The sequence below is a fragment of the Bradyrhizobium sp. SZCCHNRI1009 genome, from assembly GCF_032487575.1.
Classification (GTDB): domain Bacteria; phylum Pseudomonadota; class Alphaproteobacteria; order Rhizobiales; family Xanthobacteraceae; genus Bradyrhizobium.
Window position 1 is genome coordinate 45243 of the sequence record NZ_JAUEUL010000031.1, and the last position, 14825, is coordinate 60067.

Consider the following 14825-nt stretch of genomic DNA (forward strand, 5'->3'; position numbering starts at 1 on the left):
CAGGCGATCACGCTCCTCCGGAGCGCGTCACGCCGGCTCGCTAACGATGCGTCGCAAGACTCAGAGCCGGACGAACGGGCTGATCAGGCGGCCGAGCAGGCCGTGCATGCGCAGGTCGCCGGTCATGGCGACGAGGCAGAGGCAGGGGCCCTCGTCACCGACCACCGGACGATGGTCGACCTCGTCGTCGCCATAGTCGAAGTCGCCGGGTCCGTAATAGCCGCCGAGATGGCTGAAGCTACCCTTCAGCACGCAGGTCAGCTCATTGCCGGAATGCGTATGCTCCAGCATCCGTGCGCCGGGCTCCGAGCGCAGAAGAAAGGCGCGGGATTTTCCGGTGCCAGGCAGCAGGATCGGGCGCATGCTGATGCCGGGTGCCACGCGCCGGCGCTTGCCGATCTTGCAGCGCCTGACCATCTCGGGGAGGTCGGCGAGCTCGGGATCGTGCTCGGCGACCTCGCTCACCTGTGGCGCCGCCTGCGGGCGTCGATCGATGCGTGCCATCACGGCATCGAACGCATCCGCGCCCGTCGCGATCGGCTCGGCCGCATCCAGCGAGGCGCCGGCGAGCTGCTCGATGGCGCGGACGAAGCGCTGGCATCGGCCGCAATCGGCGACATGGACACCGACGACCAGCCGCTCGGCCTCGTCGAGCGCACCAGTGGCGAAGTCGGCCAGCAGGTCTTCCGGCGGGTGGTGGCTGATCGTCATGTCGCGTCGTCCAACAGGTCTCTCAGGCGATTCATCGCCAATCTGATTCGTGACTTTACCGTACCCAGCGGCAGGCCGAGCACCGCCGCGATTTCCGAATGCGGTCGTTCTTCAACGAACGACAGGCGGATCACGGTGGATTGCTCCACCGACAATCTTTCGATCGCGGCCGCCACCCGTGTGGCATCTTCGACACGCGAGACGATCTGGTCGGCCGCGGGCGTCGGATCGGCTTCCTCGTCCCGCCCCACTTCTCTGCTCAGCCGGCTGTCGCGGGCAGCCTTGCGCGCGGCGTCGATCCGCTGGTTGCGCGCGATCGTGAAGATCCAGGCGGCCGCGCCGGCCGTCGACGGATCGAATTGCCCCGCCTTCGTCCACACCGCCACCATGGTGGATTGGGCGATTTCCTCAGCGTCGTCGGCGTTGCAGCCGGTCTTGATGAGGAAACCTTTGATGCGGGGCGCAAAATGCGCAAACAGGGCCTTGAATGCCTCGCGATCGCCGCGCGCGGCGACGCGTCCGATCAATTCAGCCCAGTCCACAGTCGCCTTCGGCCCTCTGCTCACATTCACCCTGGTACGGGCACTGAAGGCCCGTGCAAATCGATGCCGGGACGATGCCACGTTCCATTGCGCTAATCCAGTCGCTCTCAGTCGCGTGGTCATGGTCCCCGGCACGCTGCTTGACCCTGGATAACGTGGAACATGGACGGCTGGATCACAGCGGGCGGAGGATTTTCCGGCCCCTTCAATCCTTCAGGTCGGAATTGACCATCGCCAGGAACTCCTGGCGGCTCATCGGGTCGGTGCGGAAGCAGCCGAGCATGCGGCTGGTGGTGAGATCGACGCCGTGCTTCTTGACGCCGCGCGAGCTGATGCAGTGATGGGCTGCCTTGATCACGACCGCCACGCCCTGCGGCTGCAGCACCTCGTCGATGATGTTGGCGATCTCGGCGGTCATGCGCTCCTGGATCTGCAGCCGGCTGGCATAGGCCTCGACGACCCGGGCGAGCTTGGAAATCCCGACCACGCGGTTGCGCGGCACGTAGCCGACCCAGGCGCGGCCGATGATGGGCGCCATGTGGTGCTCGCAATGGCTCTGGAACGGGATGTTCCGCAACAGCACCATCTCGTCGTAGCCGGCCGTCTCCTCGAACGTCTTGCGCAGATACTCCTCGGGGTTCTGCTCATAGCCGGAAAAATAGCTCTTGTAGGCCCGCGCCACGCGGGCCGGGGTCTCGGAGAGACCCTCGCGTGACGGATCCTCGCCGATCCAGGTCAGGATGGTGCGGATGGCGTCCTCGACGTCATCCTGGGTGACCGCGACCGGGTCGCAGGCGAACGGAAGTTTCTTGGCTGTCTGGCGCACGACGGCTCTCCAAAAACCAAGAAACGGTTCCGGTGTCGGAACGGATCACGTCTTGCGGGGGGCGATTTCCGCAACCGAGGGCTCGCCCCGGTCAGCTCGCCTTGCGCAGCCGCATCTCCGCGGACGGACCCGAGCGCAGGTTCTGAAAGAACTTCTCGACCTCGTTGGCGAGCGTCTGCGCGGTCGCGTTGAGGTCGCCGGACGCCGACAGGACGGAGGCGGCGGCCGTCGAGGTCTCACTGATGGCGTCGCGGAGCGAGCCGATGTTCATGACCAGCGTCTGGTTGCCCTGGGCGGTCGACTGCGCGTTGGTCGAGATCTCCCGCGTCGCCTGGTCCTGCTGCTGGATGGCATTGGAGATGTTCGAGGTGATCTCGTTGATGCCGCGGACCGCCTGGCCGATCTCGCGGACCGCGTCGACCGCGGTCTTGGTCGAGGCCTGGATCAGGCCGACGTTCTGGCTGATCTCCTCGGTCGCCTTGGCCGTCTGCCCGGCCAGCGCCTTGACCTCGTGAGCGACGACGGCAAAGCCGCGGCCGGCCTCGCCGGCGCGGGCGGCCTCGATGGTCGCATTCAGAGCGAGGAGGTTGGTCTGCTCGGCGATGGTCTGGATCAGGGTCAATACGCCGTCGATGCGCTGGGTGGCGGCGGCAAGGCCCTCGATCTCCGTGACCGACTTCTCGGTGCGTTGGCCGGTCTGCTCGACGGCGCCGGCCGACTGCCGGATCTGCCGGCCGATCTCCTCGACGGACGTCGACAACTCCTCGGCGGCGCTCGCGACGGCGGAAACGTTGGTCGAGGCCTGCGACGTCGCGCCGGCTGCGGTGACCGCGCGCTCGTTGGCGTCCGCCGTCAGCCGTGTGATCGCCTCGGCGGTGGCGCGCATCGCGGCGGCGTTCTCGGTGACGGTCCGCATCACGCTGCCGATTGCGGTGCGAAATTCCTCGACCGCGGTTTCGATGTGGCGGGCCCGGGCTTCGCGGATTTCGGAGTCCTGCGAGACCTGGACATTGAGGTCGCGGTTGTGGGCCATCGCCTGCTGGAACACGCCGATGGCGCGGGCCAGCTCGCCGACCTCGTCGGCGCGCCCGGCATACGGCACCTCGACGTTCTCGGCGCCGGTGGCGACCTGGCGGATCGTCTCGGTGATCTGAGACAGCGGCCGAGCGATCGAGCGAGCGATGATCACCACGCCGGCTGCGACCAGAACCAACATCAAGCCGCCAAGGCCTGTCAGCATGAGCGAGAGCTTGTTGTTCAGCGCCGCTTTCTCGGCGATCTTTCCTCCGCGCTCGACATAGACTTTGGACAGCGCTTCGAGGTCCGTGTTGAGCGCCTTGCGCACGGAGCGATTGGCGTCGTTGTCGCCCCACTCGCGTCCCGCAGCCGGGCTGATTTCATTGGCGCGGCGGACCAGTTCGGCGCGGAATTCGACGAATTGCTCGATCCGCTTCTTGAACGTTGCGAATTGCTGGGCGTCGTCGGCCTGTACGATCGCCTGCCACTTGTCGACGACCTTCAGAATCTCGGCGTTGAATTTGAGCAAGCCGTTGCCGTATTGCTTCACGACGGCCGGATCTGTCGACATGTAGACGCCACGCGACTCCATCACGACGGCATAGACGAGGCCGTTGACCAGCTGAACGTTGTGAGCGGCGAGATTGGCCGTCTCGATGGCTTTGATGAGCTCCGTGGCCCGCCGCGAGTTGTAGTCGGACAGCCAGGTGATTGCGGCGGTCAATAGCGCAAACAACGCGAAGATTGCATAGAGCTTGACTGCGATGGATCGGCGCGTGGCCGTCTTCGTTGACGTCGGGCGTGAGGTCATGAGGTGAGACACCGCGAGTTTTTGCTGCGACGGAGGAGGCGCTTGATTGTTAATAGTTATGCAAAACCTTCATGGAGAAAGCGTTAAGTGGACACCGTCAGTATTATACAACCACAGCGTACTTTGCTTGGCGTTTCAATCGATTAGTTGGTGCTCCGCAGCAGGGGCGCGCGCCGGGGCGTCCGGTTGACTACGGAGGGCATGCGCCCTTTCGAGGCCCCTCGTTCCCTTGCAAATGCATTGCAAACCAGTGACCGCGCGCACGCGCGCTCAGCAATTGGTCGCCGATCGGAGACAGGCGGGAGCGGTCGTCGCGCTCGACCGATCGATGATCCATCTGATTGGAACCTTGGATCGCCCGTCGCATTCCGCCATCCGTATTGCGATACATTGGATCAGGTCGCCTCATCAGGTCGCGTCTGATCATGCCTGGCAGCGTGAGCATCGGGCACGCGGCGGGGACGTCGCGCCTTGCGACAGGAGCGGAAAACTCGATCGCACCTCAACTTTTCCGGAAGGGGTGGCGAAGCCTTGTCTTCGGCCGTAAGGTAACCAGTTAGCGGGTTGTCGCGAGGGGCAGTCGATGAGATTCGAGGGCATCGAAACGGTACGTCGCATTCTCTGTGTGTTTCCGCGCTACACCTCGTCGTTCGGAACCTTCGAGCATGCCTATCCGCTCACCGACGGCATCCAGGCCTTCATGCCGCCGCAGGGGCTGCTGCTGATCGCGGCCTATCTTCCAAGCTCCTGGCAGGTGCGCTTCATCGACGAGAACATCCGCCCGGCGCGGGACGAGGATTTCTCCTGGGCCGAAGCGGTGTTCGTCAGCGGCATGCACATCCAGCGTCAGCAGATGAACGACATCTGCCAGCGGGCGCACGCGTTCGACCTGCCGGTCGCGCTCGGCGGCCCTTCGGTCAGCGCCTGCCCGGACTACTATCCGAGCTTCGACTATCTGCATGTCGGCGAGCTTGGCGATGCGACCGACGAGCTGATCGCGCGGCTGGCGCGGGATCCGTCACGGCCTGCGCAGCAGGTCGTGCTGCGGACCAGCGAGCGGGTGGCGATGACCGATTTCCCGGTGCCGGCCTATGAGCTCGCCGAGGTGAAGAAGTACTTTCTCGGCAGTATCCAGTATTCCAGCGGCTGTCCCTATCAATGCGAGTTCTGCGACATCCCCGGCCTCTATGGGCGCAACCCGCGCATCAAGTCGCCGCAGCAGATCATCGCCGAGCTCGACAAGCTCAGGGAATGCGGCGTCACCGGCTCGGTCTATTTCGTCGACGACAATTTCATCGGCAACCGCAAAGCCGCGACGGAGCTGCTGCCGCATCTGATCGAATGGCAGAAGCGCACCGGCTATGTGATGCGGCTCGCCTGCGAGGCCACGCTCAACATCGCCAAGCGGCCCGAGATCCTGGAGAAGATGCGCGAGGCCTATTTCATCACCATCTTCTGCGGCATCGAGACGCCCGATCCGGATGCGCTGACGGCCATGCAGAAGGATCACAACATGATGGTGCCGATCCTGGAGGGGATCAGGACCATCAACAGCTACGGCATGGAGGTCGTCTCCGGTATCATCATGGGGCTGGACACCGACACGCCGCAGACCGCGGACGCGCTGCTGCAGTTCGTCGAGGAGAGCCGGATCCCGCTGCTCACGATCAATCTGCTGCAGGCGCTCCCGAAGACGCCCCTGTGGGATCGCCTCGAGCGCGAGGGCAGGCTGGTCCACGACGACGGTCGCGACTCCAACGTGAAATTCCTGATGCCCTATGACGAGGTGGTCACGGCGTGGCGGCGCTGCATGGAGGTGGCCTATGAGCCGGAGCGGCTGTTCGCGCGCTACAAGCACCAATGCGACACCACCTACGCCAACCGCATCGAGGTGCCGGTCAGCGACGAGATGAAGAGCTGGCCGAACGTCAGGCGCGGCCTGGTCATGATGGGCAAGATCTTCTGGAAGGTGGGCGTGCTCGGCGACTACAAGCGGCCGTTCTGGCGCTTTGCCTGGAGCCAGCTCAAGCGCGGCGAGATCGAGAATTTCATCGCCGTGACGCTGATCGCGCATCACCTCATCATGTTTGCGCGCGCCGCCTCGCGCGGGCATCAGAACGCGTCGAACTACTCGATCCGGCTGCGCGAGGCCGCCCTTCCTGCGGGGTGATGGCCTCGCCGGGGCAGGGCAGCGGGGCGCTCGCCGGCGCCGCGGCCTGCTCCGGCAAGGACGGCTCAGTCGGATACCGGTCCTTGAGTCGTTCAGGTTTCGAGCCCCGCGTCCGTCGGGGCCGTCCACCTCTTTTCAAGCACGGCAGAATCGTGGCGTGATCGGAAGCCGTCGCGGCTCGCCGTCTTGTGTGGCCGCGCATGGTTGCGGCCGGGGAGTGAACCCTGCTAGACCGCCTCGACGAATTTTCACGTGTTTTCAAGGATTAGCTTCGGCTGCGGGCCACAATGCGGTCATCTCTGCTTCGCTGAGCGGCCTTATTTCTGCCCTATGCGCTCAGGCCTTCCGAATTGGGCCGCGCCCCAACCACTGGACACCGCATGCTGGAAGTCAGGCACGACAACGAAGTCCATGTCGAGAAGGTCGAGCACCGGCCGGCCGACAGCATCGCCTTTGGCATCGAGCGGCTCGGCCTCCTCGCGGTCAAGGCGCCGATCTTCTCCTGCGTCGTCCTGCTCGTTCTCATCGTGGCGGCGGTGTTCGGCATCAAGCGCATCCAGATCGACGATTCGCTCAGCCAGCTGTTTCGCTCCGACAGCAAGGAATTCCACCAGTACGAGGAGGTGACGAAGAAGTTCCCGGCCGAGGAATTCGACGTCCTCGTCGTGGTCGAGGGCAAGACCCTGCTGGCCCGCCAAAACCTCGAGAAGCTTCGTGACTTCGTGACCGACCTGCAACTGGTCGAGGGCACCCGGGGCCTGGTGTCGCTGTTCTCGGCCCGTCAGGCGCCGGCGCCCGGCAAGCTGCCGGCCGCGCTGTTTCCGTCGGATCTGCCGGAGGGCGAGGCCTACGACAAGTTCATCGAAACGGTGAAGTCCAACGAGATCATCCGTGGCAAGCTGTTGTCGGAGGACGGCACGCTGGCCCTGATCGTGCTGTCGCTCGAGCCCAAGGTGGTCGCCTCGAACGATCTCGGGAAGGTGGTGGGCGACATCCGGAAGCTGATGGCGGAGGACCTCGGCGACACCGGCCTGAATGTCCAGCTTTCCGGCGTGCCGGTCATGCAGCTCGAGATCCGCAACGCGGTGGAGCGTGACGGGCTGACCTACAACATTCTCGGCATTCTCGCCGGCTGCGTCATCGCCATCATCTTCTTCCGCAAGGTCTCGTTCATGATCGCGGCGGCGTTTCCGCCGCTGATCGCGATCATGCTCGCGCTCGGCGCGCTCGGGTGGGCCAATTTCAATCTCAACATGTTCCTGAACGTGATGACGCCGCTCATCATGGTCATCAGCTTCTCCGATTCGATGCAGCTCACCTTCGCCGCTCGCGACCGCCTGATCGCGGGGCAGGACAAGGTGACGGCGTTCAAGAACGCCGTGCTGGTCGTCGGCCCGGCTTGCGTCCTGACCCACGCCACCGCCGGCATTTCCTTCATCGCCCTGCAGTTCTCCGACAGCGACCTGATCCGCAAGTTCGGCGAGGCGGGGCTCGCCGCCACCATCATCGCGCTGGTCGCGGTGCTGTCGCTGGTGCCGGTGTTCGGCGTGCTGCTGGTCCGCAACGAGAAGACGTTCGCGGTCAAATTCCAGGGCGCCGACGCCGGCGTCCAGGCGCTGCGCAATTTCTGCTACTGGATCGCGGTGCGCATGGTCGGCCGTCCCGGCCTGTTCAGCCTGATCGCGGTGCTGTTCGTCGGCTCGCTCGCGGTGGTGTATTCGACCCTGGAGCCGCGCTATCGCCTCGCCGACCAGGTGCCGGACAAGCAGCAGGCGGTTGCGGCGAGCAACCGGCTCGATGCCAAGCTGACCGGCGCCAATCCGGTCAACGTGCTCATCCAGTTTCCGAAGGGCGCCTCGCTCTATGCCCCGGAGACCCTGCAGACCATCGCCGACGTCCATGCCACGGTCGAGAAGACCGCGGGTGTCGGCAACGTCTGGTCGGTCGAGACGCTCCGGCGCTGGCTGGCCGAGAAGGCCGGCTCGTCGGATACCGCGACCCTGCAGGAATACGTCAATCTGATCCCCGAGCATCTGGTGCGCCGCTTCATCGACAAGGAGCAGGATGCGGTGGTGGTCGCCGGCCGTGTGCCGGATGTCGACTCCAGCCAGCTGCTGCCGGTGGTCGACAAGCTCGACCACGAGCTCGACGCGGTGAGAAAGAAGCATCCCGGCTATGAAATCGCCGTCACCGGTCTCGCCGCCATCGCCGCGCGCAACTCGGCCGGCATGATCGAAAAGCTCAACCATGGGCTGACGATCGAGTTCGCGCTGGTGGCCATGTTCATCGGGCTGGCCTTCCGGTCCTGGGTCGTCATGCTCGCCTGCATCCTGCCCGGCATTTTCCCTGTCGTGATGTCAGGCACCGTGCTGTGGGCCATGGGGGAGGGGCTGCAATTCGCCAGCGTGGTCGCGCTCACGGTCTCCTTTGGCCTCGGCCTGTCGGCCACCATCCACTTCCTGAACCGGCTGCGGATGGAGAGCGCGCCCGGCGTCAGTGCCGCAGTCGCTGTGGAGCGGGCCACCGTGCTGGTCGGACCGGCGCTGATCCTCACCACCGTGGTGCTGGCCTGCGGCCTGGTCGTCACCGTGTTCTCGGATCTGCCGTCGCTGCGGCTGTTCGGTTGGCTCAGCGCGTTCTCGATGGTGGCGGCGCTGTTCGCCGATCTCTTCATCCTCCGCCCGACCGCGATGTTCCTGATCAACCTGTCGCAGAAGCTCAAGCGCAAGCCGCTCTAGCCCAGGCTGTTGCGTAAACCAGGGCCGTTATACCCGCGAAAGCGGGTGATCCAGTACGCCGTGGCCTATCGGTTCAACTACGACAGCCTCTGGAACACTGGGCGCCCGGTCCTGTCTGCGCCTTCGGCTTCGACGCGGCTAAACACCTCGGGGGCGTGCCGAAGCGTGAGCGAAGGCGGCAAGCCGGGCGACGACGACGGTGGGTCTCATTCGTATCCGACGGCTGCGGAAGCACCGCAAAACAAAACGGCCCTGACATTGTCAGGGCCGTTTGCGCATTCGACTGCCCGTGAGCGCGCGACGCGCTCCGGTCCAAAGATCAGGTCTTCGACATCGTGATGTTGACGCCGCGAATCTCGCCCTTGGAGGAGATCTGCACGACCTGCTTGTTGCCGCTGGTCCGCAGGGTGATGCTGGCGGCGAAGCCGGCGGCCTGCACGAACACGTCGATCTGGCCGTTGCCGGCGGTGCCCTGCAGCTCGCCGTTCACGTTGCGGCTGGATTCGCTCCAGTTGCCGGAGATGCGGTCGCCCTGGCTGGTGACGTCACTGGACAGGAGGAACTTGTAGCTGTCGCTGGCGCATTGCAGGCTCTGCTTCAGATTGGCGCCGGCCACCTTGTAGCTGGCCTTGCAGCGGATGCGCTCGGTGGTGCCGTCCGACAGCGCGACCGTGCCGTTGCCCGACCACGAGCCGTCGAAGCCGGCGAACGGGCCCGACTGAGCGTGAACTGCGGTCGCCGCCACGAACAGTGCCGCTCCGAGACCGGCGGCCTTGACGACGTGCCCAGAGAAAGGTGAGCCGAACAGTTTCATATCGAGTTTCCCATCCAAAATGACACCGCTGTGTCGGCGTATGCCGCCGCTTCGAACACTTGGTGTTCTCGCCGAAGGTTAGGTTCAAATGACGGCCGGTCGGGCGCTGCGACCGGATGCCATGATGCCCGCCGATACCGTGCGACCGGTCGGCGCCGAATGGTCGTCCTCGCAAGACGGCTGCACGCAAGCCGCCTCGACGGCGCCCGCATCTAACGGTCCGCGCGGCATGCTTGCAACAGCCAAATGCGAAAAACGTGTTCCGAGAATAACGCCCTAGTATCAACGCCTTGTTTGTGCCAAAGCTGTGATCTCCGAGCTTGATCCGCTCGGGATCATAGGGCGCAAATTTGGCCGCATTTGGCAGCGTACCTCCGGCGCTGGGGGGCTTGCGGTCCTTGCCAAACCAAACAGGTGTTTCCCGGGCAGCATCGGCGATCCGGGAGGTCTCCTCTGCTGTCAAAATGAAGGAACACGATGCGTAAGATTTTCCTGGCACTTTCCCTGCTGTCGTCGGTGTCCGTTTCCACCGGTGCGTTCGCGCAAGGCCGCGGCGGCACGCCCGAAGAGCAGGCGGCCTGCACGCGTGACGTTCAGAAGTTCTGCCGTGCGGTCATCGATCAGGGTGACTTCACGATTCTGGCGTGCCTCAAGGAGAACCGCCCCAAGATCAGCTCGGCCTGCGATCAGGTGCTGAAGACCCACAACCAGTAAGCGGTTGCCGTTCGGAACGGTTGTTTCCGAACTCTCTTGGTTAACGACCGCCGGCCCGCCCCCTCGGGGCAGGACGGCGGTTCGCTTCTATGGGCTGCCCGACATCGATTGCATTGGTTTTGGCGGGATCTTCGCCTATATGGGGGGCGAGCAATCCGTTCGCATGAGCGAAGCGGCGGGCATTGTTTTCGGTAGCGCCCCTTCAACCTGATAGCTGTTTCGTCCATGACCACCGCGAGCGATTTGCGATCCGGCAAGACACACCGGGACGAGAACTTTCCGGTGGCGTCGTGGATCATCCGTCCTGAGCATCGGGCGCTGATCCTCGCCTTCTACAATTTCGTGCGCACCGCCGACGACATCGCCGACCATCCGAGCCTGCCGGGCGACGAGAAGCTGCGGCTGCTCGACCTGCTCGAGGCTGAGCTGACGGGAACGGGCGAGACCCAGGACGTCGCCGTCAGCCTGCGCCGGGCGCTCGCCGGGCGCGGCATGTCGCCCCGGCACGCGCTCGATCTGCTGGTTGCCTTCCGGATGGACGTGACCAAGCTGCGCTACGAGAACTGGGACGAGGTCATCCACTACTGCCGCTATTCGGCGATGCCGGTCGGCCGCTTCATGCTCGATGTGCACGGCGAGTCCACCGCGACCTGGCCGGCCTCGGACGCGATCTGCGCCGGCCTTCAGATCAACAACCACCTGCAGGACTGCGGCAAGGACTACAAGGCGCTCAACCGCGTCTATCTGCCGCGTGACGCGCTGGCCGAAGCCGGCGCCACGGTCGAGATGCTCGGCGCAGCCAAATCGTCGCCGCAGCTCTTGAGCTGCCTGCAGAAGCTCGCCGTCCGCAATGCGGCGCTGCTCGAGGAGGGCAGGGACCTCAACAGCGGCGTCAAGGATTTCCGCTTCGGACTGGAGATCGCCGTGATCCAGGCCTTCGCCGACCGCATCGTGGCGTTGCTGAAGGTGCGCGATCCGCTGAGCGAGCGCGTGCACCTGTCGCCCATCGGCATGCTCGGTCTCACCTTCACCTCGGTGATGGGCGAGATCGGCCGCCGCGTGGCCGGGCGTCATCCCCAGACCAAATCGGCAGCCGGCGCATGACCCTCGAGGCGACCGCGGATAACGTCGATCACGGCACGGCGGCCTCCGGCAGCTCGTTCTATGCCGCCATGCGCATCCTGCCGCGCGCCCAGCGCGATGCGATGTTCCAGGTCTACAGCTTCTGCCGCGAGGTCGACGACATCGCCGATTCCGACGGCCCGCGGCCCGAGCGGCTGGCAGCGCTGCAGAAATGGCGCGACGACATCGACGCGCTGTACCAGGGCAACCCGCCGCCGCGGCTGCGCGACTATGTCGCGTCGGTGAAGACCTTCGGACTGAAGCGCGAGGACTTCCTCGCCATCATCGACGGCATGGAGATGGACGTGCCGGCGGAGATCCGCGCGCCCGATCTCGCCACGCTCGACCTTTATTGCGACCGCGTGGCGAGCGCGGTCGGCCGCCTCTCGGTGCGCATCTTCGGCATGCCCGAGGAGGACGGCATCCTGCTCGCGCACCATCTCGGCCGCGCGCTGCAGCTCACCAACATCCTGCGCGACATCGACGAGGATGCCGGCATCGGCCGGCTCTACCTGCCGCGCGAGGCGCTGCTGTTCGCCGGCATCACCAGCGACGATCCGGTCAAGGTGATGCAGGAGCGGGCGCTGCCCAAGGTCTGCAACTCGGTAGCGGTCAGGGCCAAGACGCATTTCGAGAAGGCCGACGAGATCATGCGGCGAAATCGTCGGCGCGCCGTGCGGGCGCCGCGGATCATGTCGAAATATTATCGCGCCGTGTTCGACCTCCTGCTCGAACGCGGCTTCGCGCTGCCGCGCGAGCCCGTCCGCGTGAGCAAGCTCACGAAGATCGGCATCATCCTCCGTTACGCAATCATCTGATGCAGAAGACAGCTCACATCATCGGCGCCGGCGTGTCCGGCCTTTCCGCCGGCGTGCGGCTCGCCAACGCGGGCTACATCGTGCACGTCCACGAGGCCACGCAGCAGCTCGGCGGCCGCTGCCGGTCCTATTACGACGCCGCGACCGACCTGGTGATCGACAACGGCAACCATCTGCTGCTGTCGGCCAATCATCACGTGCTGTCCTATGCCCGTGCGATCGGCTCGGAAGCGGGGCTGGTCGGGCCGGAGAAGGCGCAGTTCGCATTCGTCGACATCCGGAGCGGCCAGCGCTGGCTGCTCGATCTCGGCAACGGCCGGCTGCCGCTGTGGGTGTTCGACGAGGGCCGCCGCGTGCCGGATACCAAGCTCGGCGACTATCTCGCATTGTCGCCGCTGATTTGGGCCGGCACGTCCAAGACCATCGGCAGCACGATTCCCTGCAAGGGCGCGCTGTACGACCGGCTGGTGCAGCCGCTGCTGCTCGCGGCGCTGAACTGCGATCCGCCGGAGGGCTCGGCGGGGCTCGCCGGCGCCATCGTCCGCGAGACGCTGTTGGCCGGCGGTCAGGCCTGCCGGCCGCTGATCGCGCGCGACGGGTTGTCGGGCGTGCTGATCGATCCGGCCGTGAAATTCCTGGAAGGCAAGGGCGGCAGCGTCCGGATCGGCCGCGAGCTGCGCGGCCTCGACAATGCAGGCGGTCGCGTCACCGGGCTCAGGTTCGGCGGTGATGAAACCGTCGCGCTCGGTCCCTCCGACGTCGTGGTGCTCGCCGTGCCGCCGCGGCCGGCGATGGCGCTGCTGCCGGGACTCACGGGGCCGACGAAATATCGTGCCATCGTCAATGCCCATTTCCGCATCACGCCGCCGCGCGATGCACCAGCTCTGCTCGGAGTGGTCGGCGGCCTGGTCGAGTGGCTGTTCGCCTTCCCGCAGCGGCTCTCGGTCACCATCAGCAATGGCGATCGCCTGGTCGACATGCCGCGCGAGGAACTCGCCGCCGCGATCTGGGCCGACGTCTGCAAGGCCGCCGGGATCTCGGGCGAGCTGCCGCCGTGGCAGATCGTGCGCGAGCGTCGCGCCACCTTCGAGGCGACGCCGGAGCAGAACGCGCTCCGGCCCGGAGTGAAGACGGCGTTCGGCAATCTCGCTCTGGCGGGGGACTGGACCGATACCGGCCTGCCGGCAACCATCGAAGGCTCGGTGCGCTCCGGCGACCGCGCCGCGAATCTCCTGCTCGGGCACGGCTGACGGGCGCAGGGCGGCCGAATCTGGACGCGCCGTCACGCCGCCCCCGCCCCGAGTCTCACATTTTCGTGGCGTAGTTCTTGCTTAAAGTTCCACGCCTGGAGGCGCTGGCGCGATCTGTTCCAGGGCGGAACAGGGGTCGGCGGGGCCAAATGGCAACACCCGGCAAAAAACGCATCACGTGCGGGTGCAGTGCGGCGCAAACGGGGTTTCCTCGTGGAATTTTTCTGCGTAATCCTCAGTTTGTTAAGGTCTTTCCGCTCTGGCGCCGCCGCGGCTGAGGCTTTGGAACAAGAGACGGAGACGTCGGATCGCGCGACGTCCGAGAAGGTGTCAGGGGTCGGATTGTGAAGTTGGGGATGGGGGACGACACGTCCGCGGATCGCCCGATTGATCCGCGGCCGGTCTTGGTCGTGACGGGCTTGGTGCAGGAGGCCCGGATTGCTGCCGGGCCCGGCATGATGGTGATCTGCAGCTCGAGCGACCCCAGACAGTTGCGCTCGCTGCTCACCGTGTTCGATCCGACCTCGATCCGCGGCGTCGTCAGCTTCGGCGTGGCCGGTGGCCTCGATCCGAGCCTCAAGGCTGGCGACATCGTCGTCGCCACCGAGGTGACCGCCGGCGATGCCCGCTGGCTGTCGGGCCTGTCGCTGCGCGAGGAGCATATCGCCCGCGCCGCCCTGAAGAAGCGCCGCGTCGTGCGTGGCGTGCTCGCCGGGGCCGAAGAGGTGGTGGTGGCGCAGGCCCGCAAGGCGGCGCTGCGCATGAAGACCGGCGCGGCCGCGGTCGACATGGAGAGCCACATCGCTGCCGCCTATGCCGCCGAGTACGGGCTGCCGTTCGCGGCGCTGCGGGTGATCTCCGATCCCGCCCATCGCACCCTGCCGTCGCTCGCCAAGGATGCGATCAAGCCGAATGGCGACATCGACCTGCCGATGATCCTGCGCGGCGTCGCGCGCAATCCGGCCGTGCTGCGTGGTCTGGTGTCGACGGGCATCGAGTTCAATCGCGCCCTGCGCTCGCTGCGCGGCGCCCGCGACCTGCTGCTGAGCGGCCTGCTGGCGGCCGAGCATTTCCTCGAGACCGAGACGCTGGCCGCCGCCGAAGCGTAAGGCGCCGGCTGGCGAATGATCGTCGGCTTTATCGGCTAAGGCTCCGATAATCCCGCTTGCTCCGTCGCTGCGCTCGCAATGACGTGTGGAAAGAGCTTCGCTCAGAGGCGCAATCCCTGCACCGAAACGGAGCGGCGCCTACGAGCCCATAGCACCTCAACGAAAAACGGCCGCCGGTTGCCC

At 65.6% G+C, this 14825-nt stretch carries 12 protein-coding genes; 7 read left to right on the top strand and 5 right to left on the bottom strand.

Annotated features, from left to right (window positions below; all coding sequences use genetic code 11):
- Window positions 1-60: 60 nt before the first annotated feature.
- The 4 genes from QX010_RS30610 to QX010_RS30625 all read right to left on the bottom strand — a co-directional run bounded on the left by QX010_RS30610 (window position 61) and on the right by QX010_RS30625 (window position 3907).
- Window positions 61-711, bottom strand: a complete 651-nt coding sequence (locus QX010_RS30610) for a ChrR family anti-sigma-E factor (RefSeq protein WP_316183362.1) — start codon at window positions 709-711, stop codon at window positions 61-63.
- Window positions 708-1253 (bottom strand): sigma-70 family RNA polymerase sigma factor, encoded by a 546-nt coding sequence (locus tag QX010_RS30615; RefSeq protein WP_315772520.1) that lies wholly within the window; start codon window positions 1251-1253, stop codon window positions 708-710. The genes QX010_RS30610 and QX010_RS30615 overlap by 4 nt, the downstream gene beginning before the upstream one ends.
- 205 nt (window positions 1254-1458) lie before the next feature.
- The gene (folE, locus tag QX010_RS30620; protein WP_315714899.1) at window positions 1459-2079 is read right to left on the bottom strand and encodes a GTP cyclohydrolase I FolE; all 621 of its coding nucleotides are present in this window, start codon (window positions 2077-2079) and stop codon (window positions 1459-1461) included.
- Window positions 2080-2170: 91 nt separating this feature from the next.
- Window positions 2171-3907, bottom strand: a complete 1737-nt coding sequence (locus QX010_RS30625; protein WP_316183363.1) for a methyl-accepting chemotaxis protein — start codon at window positions 3905-3907, stop codon at window positions 2171-2173.
- A 583-nt stretch (window positions 3908-4490) separates the two neighbouring features.
- Between QX010_RS30625 and QX010_RS30630 the strand changes: the two genes are divergently transcribed.
- Together QX010_RS30630 and QX010_RS30635 are read left to right on the top strand one after the other, a co-directional pair.
- Complete coding sequence (locus QX010_RS30630; RefSeq protein ID WP_316183364.1) at window positions 4491-6077, top strand: B12-binding domain-containing radical SAM protein; 1587 nt, start codon at window positions 4491-4493, stop codon at window positions 6075-6077.
- Between the two features lie 380 nt (window positions 6078-6457).
- Window positions 6458-8815, top strand: coding sequence for an efflux RND transporter permease subunit (locus tag QX010_RS30635; RefSeq protein ID WP_316183365.1), 2358 nt, complete (start codon window positions 6458-6460; stop codon window positions 8813-8815).
- Window positions 8816-9134: 319 nt separating this feature from the next.
- Here QX010_RS30635 and QX010_RS30640 read toward each other — a convergent pair whose 3' ends face one another.
- Complete coding sequence (locus tag QX010_RS30640) at window positions 9135-9629, bottom strand: hypothetical protein (protein WP_316183366.1); 495 nt, start codon at window positions 9627-9629, stop codon at window positions 9135-9137.
- A gap of 477 nt (window positions 9630-10106) precedes the next feature.
- Here QX010_RS30640 and QX010_RS30645 point away from each other — a divergent pair, with 477 nt between their 5' ends.
- The 5 genes from QX010_RS30645 to QX010_RS30665 all read left to right on the top strand — a co-directional run bounded on the left by QX010_RS30645 (window position 10107) and on the right by QX010_RS30665 (window position 14642).
- A complete protein-coding gene (locus QX010_RS30645; protein ID WP_315801265.1) occupies window positions 10107-10343 on the top strand; it encodes a hypothetical protein in 237 nt (78 codons plus the stop codon).
- 225 nt (window positions 10344-10568) lie between these two features.
- Complete coding sequence (gene hpnC / locus QX010_RS30650) at window positions 10569-11447, top strand: squalene synthase HpnC (RefSeq protein ID WP_315801264.1); 879 nt, start codon at window positions 10569-10571, stop codon at window positions 11445-11447.
- Window positions 11444-12283, top strand: a complete 840-nt coding sequence (gene hpnD, locus QX010_RS30655) for a presqualene diphosphate synthase HpnD (protein ID WP_315801263.1) — start codon at window positions 11444-11446, stop codon at window positions 12281-12283. Before hpnC ends, hpnD begins: the two co-directional genes overlap by 4 nt.
- Entirely contained in the window at window positions 12283-13533 is a 1251-nt protein-coding gene (gene hpnE / locus QX010_RS30660; RefSeq protein ID WP_316183367.1) for a hydroxysqualene dehydroxylase HpnE, read from the top strand. The genes hpnD and hpnE overlap by 1 nt, the downstream gene beginning before the upstream one ends.
- A gap of 344 nt (window positions 13534-13877) precedes the next feature.
- The gene (locus QX010_RS30665) at window positions 13878-14642 is read left to right on the top strand and encodes a phosphorylase (protein ID WP_410051994.1); all 765 of its coding nucleotides are present in this window, start codon (window positions 13878-13880) and stop codon (window positions 14640-14642) included.
- Window positions 14643-14825: the final 183 nt, after the last annotated feature.